The organism is Actinoplanes sp. NPDC021490 (genome assembly GCF_055562135.1).
Map to the genome: position 1 here is coordinate 48,516 of NZ_JBVHFW010000012.1, position 21,654 is coordinate 70,169.

Annotated in this window: 24 protein-coding genes; 14 read left to right on the forward strand and 10 right to left on the reverse strand. The window is 71.0% G+C overall.

Features of this window, described 5'->3' with window-relative positions:
- Positions 1-49: 49 nt before the first annotated feature.
- Together ACZ3I4_RS28560 and ACZ3I4_RS28565 are read right to left on the reverse strand one after the other, a co-directional pair.
- A complete protein-coding gene (locus ACZ3I4_RS28560) occupies positions 50-2,824 on the reverse strand; it encodes an AAA family ATPase (RefSeq protein WP_465385108.1) in 2,775 nt (924 codons plus the stop codon).
- A gap of 30 nt (positions 2,825-2,854) precedes the next feature.
- Positions 2,855-3,541 (reverse strand): IclR family transcriptional regulator, encoded by a 687-nt coding sequence (locus ACZ3I4_RS28565; RefSeq protein ID WP_023561932.1) that lies wholly within the window; start codon positions 3,539-3,541, stop codon positions 2,855-2,857.
- Positions 3,542-3,590: 49 nt separating this feature from the next.
- Between ACZ3I4_RS28565 and leuC the strand changes: the two genes are divergently transcribed.
- From leuC to ACZ3I4_RS28585, 4 genes are all read left to right on the forward strand, one after another.
- Entirely contained in the window at positions 3,591-5,030 is a 1,440-nt protein-coding gene (gene leuC / locus ACZ3I4_RS28570; protein WP_465385109.1) for a 3-isopropylmalate dehydratase large subunit, read from the forward strand.
- Positions 5,031-5,045: 15 nt separating this feature from the next.
- The gene (gene leuD / locus ACZ3I4_RS28575; RefSeq protein ID WP_465385110.1) at positions 5,046-5,633 is read left to right on the forward strand and encodes a 3-isopropylmalate dehydratase small subunit; all 588 of its coding nucleotides are present in this window, start codon (positions 5,046-5,048) and stop codon (positions 5,631-5,633) included.
- Positions 5,634-5,821: 188 nt separating this feature from the next.
- On the forward strand, positions 5,822-6,658 hold the full coding sequence (locus ACZ3I4_RS28580) for an HU family DNA-binding protein (RefSeq protein WP_465385111.1): 837 nt from the start codon (positions 5,822-5,824) through the stop codon (positions 6,656-6,658).
- Between the two features lie 105 nt (positions 6,659-6,763).
- A complete protein-coding gene (locus ACZ3I4_RS28585; protein ID WP_465385112.1) occupies positions 6,764-7,204 on the forward strand; it encodes a hypothetical protein in 441 nt (146 codons plus the stop codon).
- Here the strand turns inward: ACZ3I4_RS28585 and ACZ3I4_RS28590 are convergent.
- Genes ACZ3I4_RS28590 through cofC form a run of 4 tightly spaced genes read right to left on the reverse strand, consistent with a single transcriptional unit; the run spans position 7,161 to position 11,228 of the window.
- A complete protein-coding gene (locus tag ACZ3I4_RS28590; RefSeq protein ID WP_465385113.1) occupies positions 7,161-8,048 on the reverse strand; it encodes an NUDIX hydrolase in 888 nt (295 codons plus the stop codon). The genes ACZ3I4_RS28585 and ACZ3I4_RS28590 overlap by 44 nt on opposite strands.
- A 1-nt stretch (position 8,049) precedes the next feature.
- Positions 8,050-10,311, reverse strand: coding sequence for an RNA degradosome polyphosphate kinase (locus tag ACZ3I4_RS28595; RefSeq protein WP_465385114.1), 2,262 nt, complete (start codon positions 10,309-10,311; stop codon positions 8,050-8,052).
- Between the two features lie 55 nt (positions 10,312-10,366).
- On the reverse strand, positions 10,367-10,564 hold the full coding sequence (locus ACZ3I4_RS28600) for a cold-shock protein (RefSeq protein WP_465385115.1): 198 nt from the start codon (positions 10,562-10,564) through the stop codon (positions 10,367-10,369).
- Positions 10,565-10,580: 16 nt separating this feature from the next.
- Positions 10,581-11,228, reverse strand: coding sequence for a 2-phospho-L-lactate guanylyltransferase (gene cofC, locus ACZ3I4_RS28605; RefSeq protein ID WP_465385116.1), 648 nt, complete (start codon positions 11,226-11,228; stop codon positions 10,581-10,583).
- A gap of 142 nt (positions 11,229-11,370) precedes the next feature.
- Between cofC and ACZ3I4_RS28610 the strand changes: the two genes are divergently transcribed.
- The 7 genes from ACZ3I4_RS28610 (at position 11,371) to ACZ3I4_RS28640 (ending at position 16,555) form a co-directional block, all read left to right on the forward strand.
- The gene (locus ACZ3I4_RS28610; protein ID WP_465385117.1) at positions 11,371-12,099 is read left to right on the forward strand and encodes a lysophospholipid acyltransferase family protein; all 729 of its coding nucleotides are present in this window, start codon (positions 11,371-11,373) and stop codon (positions 12,097-12,099) included.
- A complete protein-coding gene (locus ACZ3I4_RS28615) occupies positions 12,099-13,094 on the forward strand; it encodes an NAD(P)H-dependent glycerol-3-phosphate dehydrogenase (RefSeq protein WP_465385118.1) in 996 nt (331 codons plus the stop codon). Before ACZ3I4_RS28610 ends, ACZ3I4_RS28615 begins: the two co-directional genes overlap by 1 nt.
- On the forward strand, positions 13,091-14,194 hold the full coding sequence (locus ACZ3I4_RS28620; RefSeq protein ID WP_465385119.1) for a cystathionine gamma-lyase: 1,104 nt from the start codon (positions 13,091-13,093) through the stop codon (positions 14,192-14,194). The genes ACZ3I4_RS28615 and ACZ3I4_RS28620 overlap by 4 nt, the downstream gene beginning before the upstream one ends.
- Before the next feature lie 14 nt (positions 14,195-14,208).
- The gene (locus ACZ3I4_RS28625; protein ID WP_465385120.1) at positions 14,209-14,565 is read left to right on the forward strand and encodes a hypothetical protein; all 357 of its coding nucleotides are present in this window, start codon (positions 14,209-14,211) and stop codon (positions 14,563-14,565) included.
- An 84-nt stretch (positions 14,566-14,649) separates the two neighbouring features.
- Complete coding sequence (locus tag ACZ3I4_RS28630; RefSeq protein WP_465385121.1) at positions 14,650-15,003, forward strand: GntR family transcriptional regulator; 354 nt, start codon at positions 14,650-14,652, stop codon at positions 15,001-15,003.
- Entirely contained in the window at positions 15,000-15,881 is an 882-nt protein-coding gene (locus ACZ3I4_RS28635) for an ABC transporter ATP-binding protein (protein ID WP_465385122.1), read from the forward strand. The genes ACZ3I4_RS28630 and ACZ3I4_RS28635 overlap by 4 nt, the downstream gene beginning before the upstream one ends.
- The gene (locus ACZ3I4_RS28640) at positions 15,878-16,555 is read left to right on the forward strand and encodes a hypothetical protein (RefSeq protein WP_465385123.1); all 678 of its coding nucleotides are present in this window, start codon (positions 15,878-15,880) and stop codon (positions 16,553-16,555) included. The genes ACZ3I4_RS28635 and ACZ3I4_RS28640 overlap by 4 nt, the downstream gene beginning before the upstream one ends.
- Before the next feature lie 13 nt (positions 16,556-16,568).
- Here the strand turns inward: ACZ3I4_RS28640 and ACZ3I4_RS28645 are convergent, their stop codons facing one another.
- The gene (locus tag ACZ3I4_RS28645) at positions 16,569-17,075 is read right to left on the reverse strand and encodes a protein-tyrosine phosphatase family protein (RefSeq protein WP_465385124.1); all 507 of its coding nucleotides are present in this window, start codon (positions 17,073-17,075) and stop codon (positions 16,569-16,571) included.
- A 107-nt stretch (positions 17,076-17,182) separates the two neighbouring features.
- On the opposite strand from ACZ3I4_RS28645, the gene ACZ3I4_RS28650 reads away from it, so the two are divergent.
- A complete protein-coding gene (locus tag ACZ3I4_RS28650; protein ID WP_465385125.1) occupies positions 17,183-18,277 on the forward strand; it encodes a D-alanine--D-alanine ligase family protein in 1,095 nt (364 codons plus the stop codon).
- Here ACZ3I4_RS28650 and ACZ3I4_RS28655 read toward each other — a convergent pair.
- Both ACZ3I4_RS28655 and ACZ3I4_RS28660 read right to left on the reverse strand, forming a co-directional pair.
- Entirely contained in the window at positions 18,274-18,909 is a 636-nt protein-coding gene (locus ACZ3I4_RS28655) for a DUF3515 family protein (protein ID WP_465385126.1), read from the reverse strand. The genes ACZ3I4_RS28650 and ACZ3I4_RS28655 overlap by 4 nt on opposite strands.
- 1 nt (position 18,910) lies before the next feature.
- Positions 18,911-19,144, reverse strand: coding sequence for an Lrp/AsnC ligand binding domain-containing protein (locus ACZ3I4_RS28660; RefSeq protein WP_465385127.1), 234 nt, complete (start codon positions 19,142-19,144; stop codon positions 18,911-18,913).
- A gap of 102 nt (positions 19,145-19,246) precedes the next feature.
- Between ACZ3I4_RS28660 and ACZ3I4_RS28665 the strand changes: the two genes are divergently transcribed.
- Both ACZ3I4_RS28665 and ACZ3I4_RS28670 read left to right on the forward strand, forming a co-directional pair.
- Positions 19,247-20,185 carry a thiamine-phosphate kinase gene (locus ACZ3I4_RS28665; RefSeq protein ID WP_465385128.1) on the forward strand — a complete coding sequence of 313 codons (939 nt, stop codon included), beginning with the start codon at positions 19,247-19,249 and terminating at the stop codon, positions 20,183-20,185.
- Positions 20,186-20,278: 93 nt separating this feature from the next.
- Positions 20,279-20,683: a GNAT family N-acetyltransferase gene (locus ACZ3I4_RS28670; RefSeq protein ID WP_465385129.1), complete on the forward strand. Its 405-nt coding sequence runs from the start codon at positions 20,279-20,281 to the stop codon at positions 20,681-20,683.
- 505 nt (positions 20,684-21,188) lie between these two features.
- Here the strand turns inward: ACZ3I4_RS28670 and rpmB are convergent.
- Entirely contained in the window at positions 21,189-21,380 is a 192-nt protein-coding gene (rpmB, locus tag ACZ3I4_RS28675; RefSeq protein ID WP_026207002.1) for a 50S ribosomal protein L28, read from the reverse strand.
- Positions 21,381-21,654 lie beyond the last annotated feature (274 nt).

Consider the following 21,654-nt stretch of genomic DNA (forward strand, 5'->3'; position numbering starts at 1 on the left):
ATGATCCTGCTGGGAGCGCGTCCACTCGCGAATCACGCGTCACACGTAGTCAGGGTTGCAAACCTTCGCGCAGCTGCCGCCGCGATCGCACCCCGAGCTTCCGATAGACCTTGCGCAGGTGATAGTCGACGGTGTTCGTGCTCAGGAAGAGGTGCGCCGCGATCTCGGCGTTGGTTCCCCCGTCCCGGGCCAGGCGGGCCACGGCGGCCTCCTGCGGGGTCAGAGCCGTTTCGTTCCTTTCCCGTACGGGTTTCCGCACGGTCCCGCCCAGCGCCCGCAACTCGGTGCGGGTTCGTTCGGCGAACGCCTCGGCCCGTACCTCCTCGAACATGTCGAGCGCGGCGGCGAGCTGCTCGCGGGCGTCCCGCCGGCGACGCCGGCGGCGCAGCCATTCGCCGTAGAGCAGATGCGCCCGGGCCACATCGCCGGGCCCCAGACCGCCGGTCAGGTGTTCGATCGCCCGCCGATAGAGGGGTTCGGCCTCGTCCGCCGCGGCCAGCAGCGCCCGCGACCGTTCCAGCACGCCGAGCGCGCGCGGGGTGCCGCACGCCTCGGCGACGCGGGCGAGGTCGGCCGCGGCGAGTTTCGCGGTCCGCCGGTCACCGGAACGCGCGGCGGCCTCCACGAGTTCGGGCAGCGCCTCGGAGTAGCGATACGGCCGGCCCAGTTCGACGAGGCCGCGCAGGGAGTCGCGGGCCGTGGCGTACTGCCCCTCGGCGTTGTCCAGAACCGCCAGGCCGAGCCGGGTCCAGCCGTGCAGGCCGCCCAGCCCCATCATCTCGAAGACGCCGAGCGCGGCCCCCACCGACTCCCGGATGCCCGGGCCGGCCCGCCAGGTGGCCAGTTCCGGGTGACGCCAGACCTGTTCCTGGGCGGCGGTCAGACCGAGCGCGGCCCGCAACCGCTGCCCGGCCGCGTCGTGCCGGTCCGCCTCGTTCAGCCCGCCCAGCAGGGACCAGGTCATCGTGCCGAGATAATGCACCAGATCGAGCGCGTGCAGGGCGCCGCTGCGCCGGGCCGCGGCCTCGGCCCGCCGCAGCATCGCGTCCTTGACGGCGTCGTCCCAGAGCAGCGTGCAGAAGTTGACTCCGACCACGAGACGGGCCAGCGCGGCCTCGTCGGTCAGGCCGGGGTCGGTGAGGGCGGTGACGGCCCGGCGGACGGCCGGCAGGCCCCGCTCGTAGCCGTGCAGCGTGAAATCGGCGTACCCGGCCAGGATCAGCTCGTCCAGGCCGACCGGCTCGGCGCCGACCAGCCGGGCCGCCTCGAGAGCGATCTCCGGCTCGGTCACCGTGGACAGGTGCTCGGCGCTGCGGGCCAGTTCGATCGCCTGGACGACGGCCCGGCGCGCTCTTTCCCGGTCGTCGCCGAACGCCTTGGCCGCGGCCAGGCACCGGGCCGCGCCCAGCCGTTGCCCGGCCGGTGTTCCCGTGTTGACCTCGGCCAGGGACCGGGTCATCAGGGCGCTGCCGCGGGCCGGGCCGGGCAGCGTGCTCTCGTCGACGTCGTCCAGCAGCAGCAGCGCCCGGGCGTAGGCGCCGGACGCCAGCGCGGCCTCGGCCGCCCGCACCTGGCGGACCGCCCGCAGCCCCGGATCCGGTGTCAGTTCGGCCGACCGGGTCAGGAAGGTGGCGCGGGCGGTGTGCCCGCCGCGGGCCGCCGCCCGGCCGGCGCGCAGCTCGAGCTCGGCCGCGGTCGCCTCGTCCGGGCCGTCCGCGGCCGCCGCCAGATGCCAGGCTCGGCGGTCGGCCTCGGACTCGCCGATGATCGCGGTGGCCAGCGCGTGGTGGACGGCCCGCCGCGCGGCCGGCGTCGCGCCACCGTAGACGGCCGAGCGCACCAGCGGATGCCGGAAGGTCAGCGGCGGGGAACCGGTGATGAGCCGGTCGGCCTCGGCCGGGGCGGCGTCCGACGGCGCGGCGCCGAGCAACCGGCCCGCGACGGTGTGCCGGTCACCGGCGCCGCTCCCGTCCGCCGCGGCCAGCAGCAGCCACGTGCGTGTGGCCGGGGGATAGCCGGCGATCCGGGCCGCGTAGTGCGCCTCCAGCCGGCTGCCGATCGGTGCCGGTTCGGGCAGCGCGATGCTGCCGCCGAGCTGTTCGGCGGTGAGCTCCCGGGCCAGATCGGTGAGGGCCAGCGGGTTGCCGCCGGTGGCCCCCGCGATGTGCTCGGCCAGCGCCCGGTCGGCCACGGCGTCCACCACGTCGGTGAGCAGCGCCACCGCCGCGTCCCGGTCCAGGCCGCCGATCTCGCGCGCCTCGACACCGGCCAGCAGGCCCGGCTGGTCGCCCTCGGCGCGCAGGCCGAACAGCAGCACCACACCCTCGGCGTACAGGCGGCGGGCCACGAAGGCGAGGGCCCGCAACGACTCCTTGTCGAGCCATTGCGCATCGTCCACGACACACAGCCGGGCCCCGGCCGGCGGCCGGTCCTTGGCCGGGCGCGGGAAACCGGGACCGGACCGGGGCGCGCCGGCCAGCATGGTCAGGGCGGCCAGGCTCACCAGGTACAGATCGGGTGGCGGGCCGTCGGCCAGACCGCAGGCCACCTCGAGCGCGGCCAGCTGGGCGGGCGGCAGCCGGTCACGGTCGTCGAGCAGGGGGATCAGCAAGCGGTGCAGGGCCGCGTACGGGAAATCGGCTTCCGGCTCGACGCCGCTGATCCACAACGTGTCCGTGGCGCGGCTTTCGGCGTACCGCAGAAGCGCGGTCTTGCCGACACCGGCCTCGCCGCGCAGCACCAGGCTCGCGCTGCGCCCGGATCCGGCCTCGGCGAGCACGGTGTCGAGCGTGGCGAGCTCCGCGTCCCGACCGAAAAGCCGCACGGGGCGACTCTATCGATCGAATGTGACGCCTTAGAGACCCGAAAGTCTCTGTCCGGCCCGCACGACGGCCATCGCGTGCCGTTCGCCGGGGCGGCGGCCCAGCCGTTCGATCGGACCGCTTATCGAGATGGACGCGATGACCCGCCCCGTCCGGTCGCGGATCGGCGCCGAGACACTGGCCACACCGGGCTCGCGCTCGGCCACGCTCTGGGCCCAGCCGCGCCGGCGCACCTCGGCCAGGGTGCGGCCGGTGAACTTGCATCGGGGCAGCAGCGGCATGACGGCCTCGGGCGGCTCCCAGGCGAGCAGGATCTGGGCGGCCGAACCGGCGACCATCGGCAGCACCGAACCGACCGGAACCGTGTCGCGCAGACCGCTCGCGCGCTCGGCCGCGGCCACACAGATGCGCTCGTCGGCACGGCGCAGGTAGAGCTGCGCGCTCTCCCCGGTGGCGTCCCGCAATGCGGAAAGCAGGGGCTCGGCCGCGGTCAGCAGCACGTCCGGCGCCGCGTTGGCCAGCTCGCCCAGCCGGGGGCCCGGACGCCACCGGCCCTGGGTGTCCCGCACGAGCATCCGGTGGATCTCCAGGGCCTGGGCCAGGCGATGTGCGGTTGCCCGCGGAAGCTTCGTACGGTCGACGAGTTCGGCCAGGCTGGCGCCGTCGACACACGCCGCCAGGATGACTACCGCCTTGTCGAGAACGCCGACACCGCTCATACTGTGTCCCACAAGCCGAAACATACCTCCCAGAATTTAGGATGTCCAGATGGTGGGAGTCACTCCGAGGACCCTGGCCGAAAAGGTCTGGGACGACCATGTCGTGCGTGCTGCCGAGGGTGAGCCTGATCTGCTCTACATCGACCTGCACCTGTTGCACGAGGTGACCAGCCCGCAGGCCTTCGACGGCCTGCGCCTGGCCGGTCGCCCGGTTCGACGCACCGATCTCACGCTCGCGACCGAGGATCACAACACGCCGACGGGCTATGCCGACCCGGCCTTCAACACCCGCCGCGGCGAGCTTTTCACGATCGCCGACACGACCTCGCGGACGCAGATCGAGACGCTGCGCAAGAACTGTGCCGAGTTCGGTGTTCAGATCCGCCCGCTGGGCGACGTCAATCAGGGCATCGTGCACGTGATCGGGCCGCAGCTCGGCCTGACCCAGCCCGGCATGACGATCGTCTGCGGTGACTCGCACACCGCCACCCACGGCGCGTTCGGCGCGCTGGCCTTCGGCATCGGCACCAGCGAGGTCGAGCACGTGCTGGCCACCCAGACGCTGCCGCAGGCGAAGCCGAAGACGATGGCGGTCACCGTGGTCGGCGACTTGCGCCCCGGCGTCAGCGCCAAGGATCTGATCCTCGCGCTGATCACCCAGACCGGCACCGGCGGCGGCAACGGCCACATCGTGGAGTACCGCGGCGAGGCCATCCGCAAGCTCTCCATGGAGGGTCGGATGACCATCTGCAACATGAGCATCGAGTGGGGCGCCAAGGCCGGCATGATCGCGCCGGACGAGACCACCTTCGCCTACCTCGAGGGCCGCGAGAACGCGCCCAAGGGCGAGGACTGGGACGCCGCGGTGGCGTACTGGAAGACCCTGGTGACCGACGAGGACGCCGAGTTCGACACCGAGATCCTACTGGACGCCGCGGCGATCAGCCCGTTCATCACCTGGGGCACCAACCCGGGGCAGGGCGCGCCGCTCGACAGCGTGGTGCCGGACCCCGAGGAGTTCATCGAGGAGACCGACCGCAACGCCGCCCGCCGCGCCCTGGAATACATGGACCTGGCGCCCGGCACCCCGTTTCGCGACGTGCCGGTGGACGTGGTCTTCGTGGGCTCCTGCACCAACGGCCGCATCGAGGACCTGCGGGCGGCGGCCGACGTGATCCGGGGCCACCGGGTGCACGACGGCGTCCGCATGATGATCGTCCCCGGGTCGTACAAGGTGCGCGAGGCGGCCGAGGCCGAGGGACTCGACAAGGTCTTCACCGAGGCGGGCGCCGAGTGGCGTTTCGCGGGCTGTTCGATGTGCCTGGGCATGAACCCGGACACGCTCAGCCCCGGCCAGCGCGCCGCCTCCACCTCCAACCGCAACTTCGAGGGCCGGCAGGGCAAGGGCGGGCGTACGCATCTGGTCTCGCCTCAGGTCGCCGCGGCCACCGCCGTGGTCGGCAAGCTGGCCGCCCCCGCCGACCTGTAGAGGAAGAGACGACAGATGGACAAGTTCGTCACTCACAGCGGCAAAGTGATGCCGCTACGCCGTTCCGACGTGGACACCGACCAGATCATCCCGGCCGTTTATCTGAAGCGGGTAACTCGCACCGGATTCGAGGACGGTCTGTTCAGCGCGTGGCGCGACGACCCGGGCTTCGTACTCAACAATCCGGCCTACACCGGGGCCACGATCCTGGTCGCCGGCCCCAATTTCGGCACCGGATCATCGCGTCAGCACGCCGTCTGGGCCCTGCGCGACTGGGGTTTCAAGGTGGTCATCGCCGCTCGCTTCGGCGATATCTTCCGCGGAAACGCCCTCAAGGAAGGGCTGCTGCCCGTCCAGCTCGACCAGAAGGCTGTGGAAGCCTTGTGGGATCTGGCCGAGAGCGAGCCGGAAAAGCAGATCACCGTGGACCTCGGGGGTCGCCGGGTGGTCGCGGACGACGCCTCCTGGTCGTTCCCGATCGACGATTTCAGCCGTTGGCGCCTCATGGAAGGCCTCGACGACATCGGACTGACCCTCCGCCACGCCGACATCATCACCTCGTTCGAGAAAAATCGTCCTTCCTTCAAGCCGGTGACCGCCTGAGGGCGAAAACCCTAGTCAACACAGCGTTTTTCGCCCCCGCCGCATCCCTGGCGGGGGCGAATTCGTTGTAACGCAAGGGTTTTTTATGACACTAATGTTTGTGTCCGCTGGTCAGAGGGCATACGGTGCGCGCAGAATGGCTCGCATTGGGCCAGTGAGGCTCAGTTCTCACGTTTGGGAGGAAAACCGTGAACAAGGCCGAGCTCATCGAGGCGCTGGCAGCCCGATTGGGAGACCGTAAGTCCGCCACGGCGGCACTGGATGCGGTCATCGCCGAGGTGCAGGGTGCTGTCACCAAGGGCGATCGAGTTGCTATCACCGGCTTCGGCGTCTTCGAGAAGCGGGCACGCAATGCGCGTACCGCCCGCAATCCGCGTACGGGCGAGCCGGTGAAAGTAAAGAAAACCTCCGTGCCGGCATTCAAGCCTGGCACCGCCTTCCGCGAGATGGTCGCGGCCGGAAAGGTCGCGAAGGCGGCCGCTCCGGCGAAGAAGGCGACGGCGACCAAGGCCGCCACCGCGACCAAGGCTGCCCCCGCCACCAAGGCGACCACGGCGCGGAAGACCGCCGCAACGAAGGCGGCTGCGACCCCCGCAACCGCAACCAAGACGACGACGGCGGCGGCCAAGAAGACGGCCGCTACCAAGGCCGCCCCGGCCAAGTCGACGGCGACCAAGGCGACCACCGCTACCAAGGCGACGGCGGCCAAGAAGACGGCCGCTACCAAGGCCGCCCCGGCGAAGAGCACCGCTACCAAGGCGACGGCGGCCAAGAAGACCGCCGCCACCAAGGCCGCCCCGGCCAAGTCGACGGCGACCAAGGCGACCACCGCCGCCAAGGCGACCACCGCTACCAAGGCGACGGCCGCCAAGAAGACGGCCGCCACCAAGGCCACCCCGGCCAAGAGCACCGCTACCAAGACGGCGGCCGCCAAGAAGACGACCGCCCGCAAGACCACCACGGCGGCCGCGGCTGCCACTCCGGCACGGGCTCGCGCCACGAGCACGGCGCGCAAGTCCCGCTAGTTTGGCGGATTGCGCAATGTTGGGCCGATAAGGCGTCCACCCTAACGGTGGACGCCTTTCGTGTGTGCGGGCGCGCAAACCGTTGCTGCGCCTACCGTCCGGGGCATGGAGCGCAGAGCATCGCCGCGGGGGCTGGTCAGCAGGTCGCTGATCGCCACGCTGGTGTTCGCGGCCGCCGTGGTGCCCGGCTGGACGCTGGGCACTCTGGCCGAGCGGTACACCGGCTCGGAACTGCTCGACTGGATGGTCACGTGCGCGTGCGGCGCCGTCGCCGTGCGCGTGCTGGCGCCCTGGGCGTCGTACCGGCGGCGGGACGCCTGGCTGGGCCTTATCCCGCTCTACAACTGGTATCTCGTCTGCGTGCTCGGCTGGCGGGTGGCGCTGCTGCCGTTCCGCGACTGGGAACCGCGCGACGACGAGCTGTGGCGGGCACGCTGGCTCACCGGCGACCTGATCGGCTACTGGCGGGCCGATCCGGTGCCGGTGGGGGCGGGTCGGGCCGCTAGAGCCGCGTCGGCTCCAGCAAGCGGTCGCCGCTCCAGGTGAGCAGCCAGGCCTGACCCTTGGGCGTCTTGTAGGGCTCCGGGTCGGCCTCGTCGCGCAGGGCGGCCAGCAGGTGCGGGATTATCTTGCCCTGGCTGCAGATCGCGGGCAGGCTGGTCGCCGACCGCAGCTCGAGCAGGCGCTGCGCGGCCAGTTTGGCCTTGGCCGGGGCGTCGTCGGCCTCAACCGGTTCGGCGAAGGCGCCGTCCACCACGATCGGCATCCCGCCCAGCGACGCCGCGAGCGGCTCCAGGGTCTGCTTGCAGCGCAGCGGCGTCGCGGTGACGAGTCGCTCGGGCCCGATCGGACCGCAGATCACGGCGAACCGCTCGGCCTGCTCCTGGCCCAGTTCGTCGATCGGCCGCAGCGCGTCGTTGCCGGACCACTTCTTGCGCTCGCCGGCGTGCGCGTGCCGCACCAGCACGACCACGTCGGTCACCGGCGGCAGCGCGGCGACGTGTTCCAGCACCGCGCGCTCGTCGGCGTAGCTGACCCGCTCGATCGCTTCGGCCGGCGACAGCCACGCGATCTCGTCGACCTCGTCGGTGTCCTGCACCGGGCCGCCGTCGCCGACGGCGTCCATCAGCCAGTAGTGGACCGTCTTGGGCCGGCCGTCGGGCAGCGTGTAAGCCACATCGGGCAGAGCCAGCCGTACGCGGCCCCGCCAGCCCGTCTCTTCCAGCACCTCGCGGGCCGCACCGGCGAGCGGGTGCTCGAGGTCGTCGAGCTTGCCCTTGGGCAGCGCCCAGTCGTCGTAGCGCGGGCGGTGCACCAGGCACACCTGGCCGTCGCGGACGAGCACTCCGCCGGCCGCGAGAACCACCGATTTCGTTGACTCGGTAGTCATCTCAGGACGCCTTGCCGATCACCCGGCGCAGCAGGGCCTCCTGCAGGTGCACGTGCGGCTCCGCGAGGTTGGTCGGATGCCGGTGCCAGTTGCCGTCGCCGTCCAGGTCGAAACCCTCGGTGCCGTCGCTCATCGACAGGTCGAGCACGTAGCGCAGCTCCTCGCGGGCGGTCGGCAGCGTGACGCGGACCAGCGCCTCGACGCGGCGGTCGAGGTTGCGGTGCATCATGTCGGCCGAGCCGATCCAGTATTCGGAGTCGTCGCCCGGTCCGAACCGGAACACCCGCGAGTGCTCCAGGAAGCGTCCGACGATCGAGCGAACCCGGATGTTGTCCGACAGACCGGGTACGCCGGGCCGCAGCGCGCACATGCCCCGGATGATCAGGTCGACCTTCACGCCGTCCTGCGAGGCGCGGTAGAGCGCGTCGATGGTCTCCTCGTCGACCAGCGAGTTCACCTTGATCTGCACCAGCGCCTCGTTGCCGCCACGGGCGATGCGGGCCTGCTCCTCGATCCGCTCGATCAGGCCCGAGCGGACACCGTGCGGGGCCACCAGCAGCCGCCGGTACGACCTCTGCCTGCTGTACCCGGTGAGCACGTTGAACAGGTCGGTGACGTCGGCGCCGATCTCGGGGTCGGCCGTGAGCATGCCGAAATCCTCGTACAGGCGGGCGGTCTTGGGGTGGTAGTTGCCCGTCCCGATGTGGCAGTAGCGGCGGATCTGGTTGCCCTCCTGTCGCACGACCAGAGCCGTCTTGCAGTGCGTCTTGAGACCGACGAGGCCGTAGACGACGTGGCAGCCGGCCCGCTCCAGCGTGCGTGCCCAGGCGATGTTGGCCACCTCGTCGAAGCGCGCCTTCACCTCGACCAGCACCACCACCTGCTTGCCGGCCGCGGCCGCGTCGACCAGCGCGTCGACTATCGGCGAGTCACCGGAGGTGCGGTAGAGCGTCTGCTTGATGGCCAGCACGTTCGGGTCGGCCGCGGCCTGCTCGATGAAGCGCTGAACGCTCGTCGAGAACGAGTGATACGGGTGGTGCACCATGATGTCGCTCTCGCGCAGCCGGTTGAAGACGCTGCGCGGCACCTCGCCGTCGGCCAGCTGCGGGTGCGTCGACGGCACGAAGGGGCGGTCTTTCAGATCGTCGCGGTCGCACTCGCCGAACACCTGCCACAGGGCCGACATGTCGAGCAGACCGGGCACCCGCTGCACGTCCGAGCTGACCACGTCGAGCTCGCGCACGAGCAGGTCGAGTACGTGATCGCTGATCGAGGCGGCCACCTCGAGACGCACCGGCGGGCCGAAACGGCGCTGCGCCAGCTCGCGCTCGAGGGCCTGCAGCAGATCCTCGTCGCGGTCCTCGTCGACCTCGAGCTCGGCGTTGCGGGTGACCCGGAACGGGTGCCACTCCTGCAGTTCCATGCCCGGGAACAGCTGATCGAGGTGCACGGCGATGAGTTCCTCGACCGGCAGGAAACGCACCGCCCGGCTGTCGTTCTGCACGGTCACGAACCGCGGCACGTTGTTCGGCACCTTGATGCGCGCGAACAGCTCGCCCCCGGCGTCCTCGGGGTCACGCAGCACGACCGCGAGGTTCAAGGAGCGGTTCGAGATGTACGGGAACGGGTGCGCCGGGTCGACGGCGAGCGGGGTCAGCACGGGGAAGACCTGCTCGCGGAAATACGTGCGCTGGCGCTCGCGCTCGGGGGCGTCCAGATCGGCCCACTTCACGATCTCGATGCCCTCGGCCTGCAGCTTAGGCCGCACCTCGTCGGCGAAGCAGGCGGAGTGCCGGGTCACCAGGTCGGCCGTGCGCTGCGAGATCGTCTCGAGCTGGTTGCGCAGCGACGACCGGTCGCCGCCGCGCATGGGCAGGCCCGCGTTGAGCCGCCGCTTCAGGCCCGCCACCCGCACCATGTAGAACTCGTCGAGGTTGCTGGCGAAGATGGCCAGGAACTTGGCCCGTTCGAGCAGCGGGGTCTCCGGGTCCTCGGCGAGGGTCAGCACCCGCGCGTTGAAGTCGAGCCAGGAGAGCTCGCGGTTGAGGAACCGGTCATCCGGCAGCTCGGGCCGCTCGGGCTCGGCCTGCTCGGTGCGGTCGCTGGTCTCGGTGCTGCTGGTCACCACTTGCTCCGTCGGTGTCGGATCTGCGGCTACCACGGTCTCGCCCACGGGTGCCGGATCGGTCGGGGTGGTACGGGGGAGATAGCGGCCGTTCGGGCCACGCCGGCGGGGTTCGGGGGTCCGGGGCGAGGTGTGCATCGCACCATCATTGCCGGTTTCCGCGGAACGTGAAACGGACGAGCTTTCGATGGTCTCAGGCAACTCCGGGAATTCTCACCTGCCGGACGCCTCCGTCGTGATCGGCCTCGATGTCGACGCGTTGGCCGAGCCGGAGTTTGCGCAGCCCCGAGGCGTCGAAGGCGGGTGCCCCGAAGGCCAGCTCAGTGCCGTCGTCGAGCAGCAGCGTGCCGCTGCGGGAGGCGGGGTCGAAGGTCGCGATGGTGCCCTGCATGCCTAGAAACTACCGGTCACGCCGCTGAGACGCAGGCCACCTCGAGTCCCAGGTCACGCAGCAGCTCACAGGTGTGCCGCCCGGCGCCCAGGCCGAGCACGGTGGTCAGGTCGGCCGGGGTGTCGACGTCCTGCCGCAGACCGGGCCAGTCGCCCTCCAGCGGGCTCGCCCCGGAGGCCGCGTGCGCCGCCGCCGAGCCGGGGCCGAAGTGCGGGTCGAGCGGCTCGCCCGGCCCCACGGCCAGCAGCACCGTGCCGGTGCCCGCGGCGTCGGCCACGAAGCCGCGCCCGGCCCGGGCCGCGGCCAGCGCCGCGTCCAGTTGCCCGGGACGCAGCGCGGGCAGGTCGCCGGCCAGCACGGCCCGATGCCGGCCCAGCCCGGCCACCTCGTCGGCGCCGTAGGCCATCGCCTCGTTGAGCCCCGCGTCCGGCCGGTCCGGCACCACCCGGGCGCCCAGGCCGGTCACCGCGGCCGCGGCCACCGGGTCGTCGGTCACCACCAGCAGCTCGGCCACCGCCGAGGCGGCCAGCACCGCCGACGCCGTGTCCCGCACCATCGCCAGCGCCAGGTCCCCGTGCCGGGCGGCCGGAACCGCGCCACGCAGCCGGCTCTTGGCGGCGCCCAGCCGCTTGACCGGCATCACCGCAGTCCAGTCCCGCACCATTGGGCCAAGTCTGCCAGCGATCGCCGCCGGCACCCCTACCTGGTACCGCAGCCCCGGAGCAGGCATGATTTCGTCGCAGGTAGGACGACAGGGTGGCGGGGGCCATGCCGCGTCAGAGCAGGATCAGCAGGCAGGAGGGGCCGTGGCACACCGCAGGCTCGGGTTCTGGCGGCGTTTCGCGGCGCTTCTGGTCATCCCGGTGCTGAAGGTCTGGACCAGACGGACCTGGCTGAACACCGACAAGATCCCGCCGTCCGGCGGCGTGATCATCGCCTCCAATCACGTGTCGCACTTCGATCCGGTCGTCGTCGGTTACTACCTCTTCAGCGCCGGCCGCTGGCCCCGCTTCCTCGGCAAGGCCAGCCTGTGGAAGGTGCCGCTGCTCGGCGGCTTCCTCCGCAAGGTCCAGCAGATCCCGGTCGAACGCGGCAGCGTCGAGGCCGTGAAGTCCCTCGACGTGCTGGTCGACGCGCTGCGGCAGGGCGGCGCGGTGGTCATCTATCCCGAGGGCACGACCACCCGCGAGCCCGATCTGTGGCCGATGCGCGGCAAGACCGGCGCGGCCCGGCTGGCCCTGCTGACCGGCGCGCCGGTGATCCCCGTGGCCACCTGGGGGCCCGAGGAGATCTTCGACCCGCGCACGAGCAAGTTGCGTTTCCGCCCGCGTACGCCCGTGACCGTCACCGCCGGAAAGCCGGTCGACCTGAGCAAGTGGCAGGGCGCGACCCCGACCCGCGCCGTGCTCGAGGAGATGACCGAAACGATCATGTACGACATCAGCGCACTGCTGGGCGAGCTGCGCGGCCAGACGCCGCCGGCCACCCTCTACGACCGCCCCCACAAGCGGATCACGAACGCCGAGGACGCCTGATGGCCCGCGCGGCGGTGATCGGGGCCGGCGCCTGGGGCACGGCCTTCGCCAAGATGCTGGCCGAGGCGGGCGCCGATGTCACGATCTGGGCCCGGCGCGAGTCCGTGGCCGCCTCGATCCGTGAGCAGCATCTCAACGAGAGCGCGCTGCCCGGGCTCAAGCTGCCCGAGCGGATCACCGCCACCAGCGACGTCGCCGAGGCGGTGTCCGGCGCCGAGCTGGTGGCGATCGCGGTGCCGTCGCAGACGCTGCGCGGCAACCTGGCCGAGTGGGCGGGCGCGTTCGAGCCCGACTCCACGGTCGTCTCGCTGATGAAGGGCATCGAGCTCGGCACGACCAAGCGGATGAGCCAGGTCATCGTCGAGACGGCACGCGTCGATCCCCGGCGCGTGGTGGTCGTGTCGGGGCCCAACCTGGCGCCCGAGATCGCCGCCGAGCAGCCCGCCGCGACGGTCGTGGCGGGCCACGACCACGACCGCTGCCGGGCCGTGCAGCACGCCCTCGCCCTGCCCTACATGCGGCCGTACACGAGCGAGGACGTGGTCGGCTGCGAGCTGGGCGGGGCCGTGAAGAACGTGATCGCCCTGGCCTACGGCATGGCCGCGGCGATGGGCCTGGGCGACAACACCAAGGCGTCGCTGATCACCCGCGGACTGGCCGAGACGGCCCGCCTGGGTGTCGCGCTGGGCGCCGACCCGCTCACCTTCGCCGGTCTGGCCGGCCTGGGCGACCTGGTCGCGACGTGTTCGTCGCCACTGTCGCGCAACCGCACTTTCGGCGAGCAGCTGGGACTCGGTAAGACTCTGGAGCAGGCGCAGGTCGCGGCCCGGCAGACCGCCGAGGGCGTGAAGAGCTGCCTGGCGATCCGCGATCTGTCGCGCGCCCACGGGGTCGAGATGCCCATCACCGAACAGGTGGAGCGCGTCTGCCACGAGGGTGTGGACCCGCGGGTCGCCGTCAAGCTGCTGATGGGTCGGGAGATGAAGCCAGAGTGACTTACTCGGACGGCACGCGGGTTGTACACGCCGGACTGCCGGAGGCCGAGGCGGGCGATCCGTTCCTGCCCGGCCCGGTCTTCGCCGCGCCCTACCACCTCGACCCGGCCGAGGGTCAGGTCGGCGACAACGGTTACGGCCGCCCCGACAACCCGACCCGGCGCCTGCTCGAGTCGGCGATCGGCGAGCTCGAGGGCGGCCCGGCGCTGACCTTCGCGAGCGGGCAGGCCGCCATCACCGCTCTGCTGCTCTCTGTGCTCCGTACGGGCGACACGGTGGCCCTGCCCTCCGACGGCTACTTCACGGTCCGCAGCTTCGCCGAGAGCACCCTTCGCGACCTCGGTGTGAAGTCGATCGCCGTGCCGACCGCCGGCCCCTATCCCGACTTCGCGGGCGTACGCCTCGTTCTGCTCGAGACGCCGGCCAATCCGGGCCTGGACGTCTGCGACATCCGCGCGGTCGCCGGCCTGGCCCACGCGGCCGGCGCGCTGGTCGCCGTCGACAACACCACCGCCACCCCGCTGGGTCAGAATCCGCTCGCGCTCGGGGCCGACCTGGTCGTCGCCTCCGGCACCAAGGCGCTGACCGGCCACTCCGACGTGCTGCTGGGCTACGTGGCCACCAACGACGCCGAGCTGTACGCCAAGGTCGAGAGCTGGCGCAAGCACACCGGCGCGGTCCCCGGCGCCTTCGACGCGTGGCTGGCCCACCGCTCGATCGCCACGCTCGACCTGCGCCTGGCCCGGCAGAGCCAGAACGCGGCCGCCGTGGCCGCGCTGCTGAGCGGGCGGGACGACGTCACCGGCGTACGGTGGCCGGGGTTGAGCTCCGACCCGTCCTATGCGGTGGCCTCGACCCAGATGCGGCGCATCCCCGGCGTGGTGTCGTTCGACCTCGGCGATGCCCAGCGGGTGGCCCGGTTCCTGACGGCGGCGTCGCTGGTCTTCGCGGCCACCTCGTTCGGCGGCGTGCACACCACGGCCGACCGGCGGGCCCAGTGGGGCGACGACACCACCCCGGGTTTCGTACGCCTTTCGTGCGGCATCGAAGACACGGTGGACCTGCTGGCCGACCTGACGGCCGCGCTCGACGAAGCCTGATCTACCGTGCCGGAGTGAGTTGGGACAGCTTCTCCGGTGACCAGGTAGCGGCGATGACGCAGGGCGAGAGCTTCTTCGCCTCGCCCGGCGAACGCGAATGCCCGGCGTGCGGCGCGGTGACTTTGCGGGCCTACGTGAACGCGCCCGCCAACGCCCGCCGCCCGACGCTGGTCAGCTACGTGTGGTGCCGCTCGTGCCGCAAGTTCGTCGGCACCCGGGCCAAGCACCCCGAGGGCCTGGTCTTCAGCGATCCCCTGGCCACGCTTCCGCCGGCCGAGCGGCGGGAGCTGGAGCGCAGCCTGGTCGGCTTCCTCGACCACCTGGACCGGCTCTGGGACGACGGCGTGCTGCCCCAGACTTTCGCGGCCTGAATCCAACACACCCTTGCCTCCGTTGTCCCGCGGGCTCTATGGTTCGTTACATCAGTAGTGAACCGCTGAACGAGGGAGGCTCGGGTGTTCCACGACCGCAGCCCCATCTATCTGCAGATCGCCGACGGCATCAAGAACGACATCCTGAGCGGGACCCTCAAGGAGGACGACCAGGTCATGTCCACGAATCAGTACGCCGCCTTCTACCGCATCAACCCGGCCACCGCGGCCAAGGGCTTCGCCCAGCTGGTCGACGAGGGCGTGCTCTACAAGAGGCGTGGCATCGGCATGTTCGTCAGCCCGGACTCGCCCGCCAAGCTGCGGGCCGAGCGGCGGCAGCGGTTCTTCGCCGAGGTGGTCGAGCCGATGCTCGACGAGGCCAAGCGGGTGGGCATCGACGTCGACGAGATCACCGACTATCTGGGGAGCCGGCGATGATCGAGATGCGGGGCGTCACGGTCCGGTACGGCAGCACGGTCGCCGTCGACAACGTCGATCTGACCCTGCCTGCCGACACCATCTACGGCCTGCTCGGCCGCAACGGCTCGGGAAAGACCAGCCTGCTCAGCGTCCTCGCCTCCTATCGCAGGCCAAGCTCCGGCTCGGTGCTGGCCGACGGCGAGGAGGCGTTCGAAAATCCGCGGATCATGCGGCGGACCAGCTTCATCCGCGACACCCTCGACCTGAGCGACTCCGACCGGGTCCGGCACGTGCTGGCCGTCGCCGGATGGCTGCGCCCGACCTGGGACGCCGAATACGCCGGCAAGCTGCTGGACATCTTCGAGCTCGACCCGCGCAAGCGTGTCTCGGCGCTGTCCCGCGGCCAGCGATCGATGCTCGGCGCGACCCTCGGGCTGGCCTCCCGCGCGCCGCTGACCATCCTCGACGAGACCTACCTGGGCATGGACGCGGTGGCCCGCACGCTCTTCTACCGCGAGCTGCTCGCCGACTACCTGGCCCATCCGCGCACGATCGTGCTCTCCACCCATCTCATCGAGGAGGTGGCCGAGCTGTTCGAGCGAGTGATCATCATGGACCGGGGCCGGATCCTGCTGCACGACGAGACCGATGCCCTGCGCGGCCGGGGTGTCACCGTGACCGGGCCGGCCGGGCGGGTCACCGCGTTCGCCGCCGGCCACACCGTGCTCGGCGAGCAGAGCCTCGGCGGCGTACGAGCCCTGACCCTGGACGGCCCCCTCGACCCGGACGAGGTGGCCCGCGGCGAGCGCGACGGCCTGACCTTCGGCCCGCTCGGCATCCAGGACCTCTTCGTCCACCTCACCTCGCAGCCGCAGACCCTGGAGGCGTCCCGATGAGCGTCAACGCGGTCCTGCTCCGCATCTTCCGGCCGATCATCCTCTGGGGCCTGGCGATCCTCGTCACGGTCGAGATCGCCGCCGTGCCGGTGATCCTGCTCGCCGGCCCGCTCCGGTTCAGCTTCTGGCTGGTCGTCTTCGGTTCGGCCGCCAAATACTGGCCGCTCGTCAGCGGCATCCTGCTGATCAGCTCGTTCTTCCGGCTGTTCGTCACCAACGGCGTGACCCGGCACGAGTTCCTGCGCGGGCTGGCCACCTTCTGGCTGGCCATCGTCCTCGTCGTCCCGGCGCTGGTCGTGCTCGGCCACGCCGCCGAGAGCCTGGTGCTGGGCCTGGCCGATGAGCGCGCCGGCAGCTACCCGGTGTTCCGCTTGGGCGACGCCGCGGCCGAATACCTGCATGTGCTTCCGGCCACGGCGGCCTACCTGACGTCGGGCATCCTGATTGCGGCCGGGTTCTACCGGTTCCGGCCGTGGACCGGGGTGCTGCTGATCATCCCCGCCGCGCTTCCGGCCGCGGCGGCCGACGGGCTCATCCGGATGGACGAGTTCGGGCACCTGACCCAGCGGGCGCCGTTCGCGGTCGCGCTGACCGTCTCGCTGGCGGCCACCATGGCGGCCGGACTCGCCGTGCATCGGCTGATGCGCGATGTGGCGGTCCGGCGTACGGGCTGAGGGTCCGGCTCTTTCAGGCCGAGTCGGCGAGCCGGCGCAACGGGTGCGACGAGACGAAGTCGTAGAGCCAGTCCTGGGTCACCGGCATCTCCGTGCCGCCGGTGACCCGGCTCAGCGCCTCACCCGGAGCGATTCCCAGCAGCACCAGCGTCGTGCAGGCCAGCAGCGTCGAACGTCCTATCCCGCCGAAGCACTGGGTCACGACGAAGCGCCCGGCCCGCACCTGGCCCGCCAGCTGACCGGCCAGCGCGACGACCTGCACGGCTTCGTCACGCGGGACGCCGCCGTCGGGCACCGGGAACGAGACGAACTGCAGCCCGTACGACGCGGCCACCGAGACGGTCTCGCCGAAGCCCAGCCGATGCTGTTCGACAGTGGTCAGGGCCGAGACGAGCACGTTGACCCCGGCGCGGGCCAGCGCGCCGAACTGCTCGACCGGCCAGGCGTCGGCGCGCGGGTGCGCGATCGTCGCCAATTGCCCGGGCCCCGGCCCGGCGATCACGTGGAGTGCTGCTCTCATGAACTGCCCGTTCCCCTGTCCCGGCCCCGAGGCCGGGTGATCCCGCGAGTGGCTAACGCAGAGTAGGGTCACCCCCGGCATGACCGCTAGCGAGAGGCCCAAAGAAAGTGACGACCCCTCGGAAAACCCGCGTCGCGATCGTCTTCGGCGGTCGCAGCTCCGAGCACGCCATCTCGTGTGTGAGCGCCGGAAGCATCCTGCGCGCGCTCGACCCGGACGAGTACGAGGTGCTTCCGGTCGGCATCACCCGTGAGGGCCGGTGGGTGCTTTCCGGTGACGATCCCTCGACGCTGGCGATCCGCGACAAGAAGCTGCCCGAGGTCACGGCGGCCAGCGGCCACGCGGTGGTGCTGGCGGCCGACCCGACGGCCACCGAGCTGATCGTGCACGATCCCGCCGAGGGCATGTCCTCGCTGGCCGGGGTCGACGTCGTCTTCCCGGTGCTGCACGGGGCCTACGGGGAGGACGGCACCATCCAGGGCATGCTCGAGATGGCCGGTCTGCCCTACGTGGGAGCCAACGTCTTCGCCTCGGCCGCGGCCATGGACAAGGAGTTCACCAAGAAGCTCGCGGTCGCCGAGGGGATCCCCGTCGGGCCGTACGTGGTGCTCCGGGCCGGGGTCTCGCTGGCCGAGGAAGACAAGGAACGGCTCGGACTGCCCGTCTTCGTGAAGCCGTCACGCGCGGGCTCGTCGCACGGCATCACCAAGGTCACCGACTGGGCCGACCTCGACACGGCCGTCGCCACCGCGCGCGAGATCGACCCCAAGGTGCTGATCGAGGCCGCGATCGTGGGCCGTGAGATCGAATGCGGCGTGCTCGAGGGTGAGGCCGGGGGAGCGCCCGAGGCGTCCCTGCTGGCCGAGATCCACGTCGACGCCAACGACTGGTACGACTTCGAGACGAAATACCTGCAGGGCAGCCGCTACGACATCCCGGCCGACCTGCCCGCCGACGTGACCCGTCAGGTGCAGGAATACGCGCGCCGCACGTTCACCGCGCTCGACTGCGCCGGCCTGGCCCGGGTCGACTTCTTCGTCACCGCCGACCACCAGGTCTACCTCAACGAGATCAACACGATGCCCGGCATGACCCCGACCTCGATGTTCCCGCTGATGTGGGCGGCCACCGGCCTCGAATACCCGAAGGTCGTCGACCGTCTGATCCGGACGGCGCTGCGCCGCGGAACCGGCCTGCACTAACCCTTGCAGCCGCTGGGCACGCCCTTGGTCGTGGACTTCACGGTCTTGACCACGGGCTCGGAGAACTCGTTGGCCCACTGCCCGGTCTGCTCGTAGCTGCCGGGCACACTCACCCGCACGGCGACCTCACGGTCCATCGTGGTGAACACGTCGGTGGCCGGCCCGTCGTCGGCCCACCAGCAGACGCCGTCCATCGCCAGCATCGTGGCGTCCAGCGGCACACAGCCGTCGGCGCCACCGTCGACCCGCTCGCACATCACCGGCTGCTTCACGCCGCAGGCGAGGGTGATCGCCGGCTCCCCCCAGGCCGCGTTCTGCTCGGGGCCGGCGGTCACCTTGCGGCCCGGCAGCCCGCGCAGTTCGGTCGGCAGCTGCGACGTGACCGCGAGACACACCTGGGTGGTGTGCGCGTCGAGAGCCGGGGCCGCCATCTGCACCGGCGTCGACGGCACCGGCGCCGGCGCGGACGCGCTCGGGGCCGCCGCCGTCTGTTCGCTTCCGGGCGTGAACTGCCAGAACGCGACGAGACCCACGATCACGGCGACGGGAACGGCGACCAGGGTGGCCCACAGGGCCGCGCTGCGCGTCGCTTTGTCCGTTGTCTTCGCCGGCGGGTTCTCGAGGTCGACCATGTCAGAGGTTTACCACGGAGCAGGTGAGGGTTCGCATGATGCCGGGCACGTACTGGACTTTGCTCACAATGAGACCACCGAGGTCGTCAACGGTGTGCGCCTGGGCCAGAACAACCACGTCATAGGGGCCGGTAACAGCGTCGACGCGGACCACACCGGGGATTTTGCCGATCGCCGCGGCCACGTCATGAGCCCTTCCGACCTCAGTTTGGATCAGGATGTATGCCTGTACCACGCTCCGACTCCATTCCGCCTCCGCCGTAACCCGAACGTGAAACTACCGTACGGATCCGCCCGACAGCGGGACGCCATCACCGCAGACGAAAGGCCGCACACCGTGAGCATTGCCGAGGCCGGAGAGTTCGGGCTCATCGCCCGGGTGGTCGCACGTCTCGAGAACGGTCCGGCGACCCTTCTCGGTCCGGGCGACGACAGCGCAATCGTCGCCGCACCCGACGGCCGGATCGTAGCCTCCACCGACGTTCTGGTCGAGGGCCGCCACTTCCGCCGCGACTGGTCGTCCGGCGCCGACGTGGGCCACCGGGCCGCCGCCGCCAACCTGGCCGACATAGCCGCCATGGGCGCGGTGCCGACCGCGCTGCTGGTCGGGCTGTGCGCGCCGAACGACCTCGAACTGTCCTGGGCCGAAGATCTGGCCGGCGGGCTCTCCGACGAGGCCGCGCTGACCGGCGCCTCGGTGGTCGGCGGCGACACGTCGGCCAGCCCCACCCTCACCATTGCGGTGACTGCCCTGGGCGACCTCGGCGGCCGCAAGCCCGTGCTGCGCAGCGGAGCCCAGCCCGGCGACGTGATCGCGATCGCCGGCCGGATCGGGCACGCCGCCGCCGGCTACACGGTCCTGTCCCGCGGCTTCCGCACCCCCAAGGCGCTCGTCGAGGCGTACCGGCGCCCCGCAGTCCCCTACGAGGCCGGCCCCGCCGCCGCCGACGCAGGCGCCACCGCGATGATCGACGTCTCCGACGGCCTGCTGCAAGACTTGGGCCACATCGCCCGGGCCAGCATCGTCGGCGTCGACGTGCGTACCGAAGCCTTCGAGGTGTCCGACCAGATGCGCGACGCCGCGGCCGCACTGGGCGTCGACCCGTTGCAGTGGATCCTCGGCGGCGGCGACGACCACGCGCTGGCCGCCACCTTCCCGCCCGGGGTCGCGTTGCCGCCCGGCTGGCTGGCCGTCGGCAAGGTCCACGAGGGCACCGGAGTCACCGTCGACGGCAAGCCGTGGGGCGGCCCGGTGGGCTGGGATCACTTCCGATAGGCGGCTATTAAACTCGGGCCCGTGCTACAAGGTTCCTCAGCTTCACTGTTCAAAATCAGGCAGGCCGATTTCGCCGAGCCGGCCGTGCGAGCGTTGCTCGTCGACGTGCTCGGCGAACTCTCCGAACGCTACGGCGGCACCGGCGACGACACCCCGATCGCCGACGACGACTTCACCGCCCCCAACGGCGCTTTCTTCGTGGCCGACGACGGCGAGCGCCTGATCGGTTGCGCCGGTTGGCGCCGCCACGGCGACGACGCCGAACTGAAACGAATGTTCACCGCCCGAACGGCCCGCGGCCAAGGCCTGGGCCGCCGCATGCTGGCCACGATCGAAACATCGGCCCGAGAATCCGGCTGCCGTCGCGTGATCCTCGAAACGGGCGACAAGCAGCCGGAGGCGGTCGCGTTGTATGTGTCGGCCGGCTACGAGCGGATCGAGGATTTCGGCTATTACGCGGGTCACGACAGCGTGCTTTCCTACGCCAAGACCCTTTAAGGCGTCTGCGTCGGGCAGCTTCTCCAGGTGGCGGTTAGCGCGGTACCCGGCAGCCGGTCGGTCCGTGCTGCGCGAAGCGCAGCTCGGCCTGAACGGACGTCGCTTGGCCCGGAGGTTGCTTGGCGCGAACGCGGCTTGGGGCCGGACATCTTGGCGCGGACGTCGCTTGGTTCGGATGGCTCATGCGCGGGCGCAGCTTGGCTGGATGGCTCTTGGCGCGGGCGCTGCTTGGCCCGGACGGCTCCTGGCGCGGACGTCGCTGGCTGGACGTTTTGGCGCCGGACGTCACTTATCCCGTACGCCTTGTCGCGCCGGACAGAAGCACTCGGCCGTTCGCGCTGTGCCGGCGACCGCTGTGCAACACCGGGCCGTAGCGCCCGACCGGGATGGGTCGTAGCGCCCAGCGGGGATGTTGCCGGTGGCTCCGCGGGCCTTCGTTCCGGCCTCGGAAGCACAACCAGCCCTCCGGTCACGTGGACCGCAGGGCTGGTTGTTCAAGCCTGAATCAGGCGCGGACGACCTTGCCGGCCTTGATGCACGAGGTGCAAACCTTGAGCTTCTTGGTCGTGCCGCCACCGGCCGGGGTGCGCACCGACTGGATGTTCGGGTTCCAGCGGCGGTTGGTCCGCCGGTGCGAGTGGGACACGTTGTGGCCGAAGCCCGGTCCCTTGCCACAGACGTCGCACACGCTAGCCACGGGATAACTCCTGAGTCGAAACGAAAGTAAAAAGGCGCCCAGCGAAGACAACCCCGCAGGCAACCCGGCAAGGTTACCCGATGCCGCCCCCCAACAGCTAATCGCCCCCGCTCCCCAGCGCATCCCGCCTCCCACCAGCTCATCCGCCCGCGGCGAACAGCCCAGCCCGCCCCGCGGCAGCCAGCCCAGTCCGATCGGCTGCCGCCAGTCAACCCGGGCCCCAACTAGCCCAACCCACCCGACCGGGGGCCTCCACCCTAAAGAGGAAAGGGCG

Coding starts and splice junctions, on each gene's coding strand:
- ACZ3I4_RS28565 (WP_023561932.1), bottom strand. CDS start 3,541: ATGAGCGGTGTCGGCGTTCTCGACAAGGCGGTAGTCATCCTGGCGGCG.
- leuC (WP_465385109.1), top strand. CDS start 3,591: ATGGTGGGAGTCACTCCGAGGACCCTGGCCGAAAAGGTCTGGGACGAC.
- leuD (WP_465385110.1), top strand. CDS start 5,046: ATGGACAAGTTCGTCACTCACAGCGGCAAAGTGATGCCGCTACGCCGT.
- ACZ3I4_RS28585 (WP_465385112.1), top strand. CDS start 6,764: ATGGAGCGCAGAGCATCGCCGCGGGGGCTGGTCAGCAGGTCGCTGATC.
- ACZ3I4_RS28590 (WP_465385113.1), bottom strand. CDS start 8,048: ATGACTACCGAGTCAACGAAATCGGTGGTTCTCGCGGCCGGCGGAGTG.
- ACZ3I4_RS28595 (WP_465385114.1), bottom strand. CDS start 10,311: ATGCACACCTCGCCCCGGACCCCCGAACCCCGCCGGCGTGGCCCGAAC.
- ACZ3I4_RS28600 (WP_465385115.1), bottom strand. CDS start 10,564: ATGCAGGGCACCATCGCGACCTTCGACCCCGCCTCCCGCAGCGGCACG.
- cofC (WP_465385116.1), bottom strand. CDS start 11,228: ATGGTGCGGGACTGGACTGCGGTGATGCCGGTCAAGCGGCTGGGCGCC.
- ACZ3I4_RS28615 (WP_465385118.1), top strand. CDS start 12,099: ATGGCCCGCGCGGCGGTGATCGGGGCCGGCGCCTGGGGCACGGCCTTC.
- ACZ3I4_RS28635 (WP_465385122.1), top strand. CDS start 15,000: ATGATCGAGATGCGGGGCGTCACGGTCCGGTACGGCAGCACGGTCGCC.
- ACZ3I4_RS28640 (WP_465385123.1), top strand. CDS start 15,878: ATGAGCGTCAACGCGGTCCTGCTCCGCATCTTCCGGCCGATCATCCTC.
- ACZ3I4_RS28645 (WP_465385124.1), bottom strand. CDS start 17,075: ATGAGAGCAGCACTCCACGTGATCGCCGGGCCGGGGCCCGGGCAATTG.
- ACZ3I4_RS28655 (WP_465385126.1), bottom strand. CDS start 18,909: ATGGTCGACCTCGAGAACCCGCCGGCGAAGACAACGGACAAAGCGACG.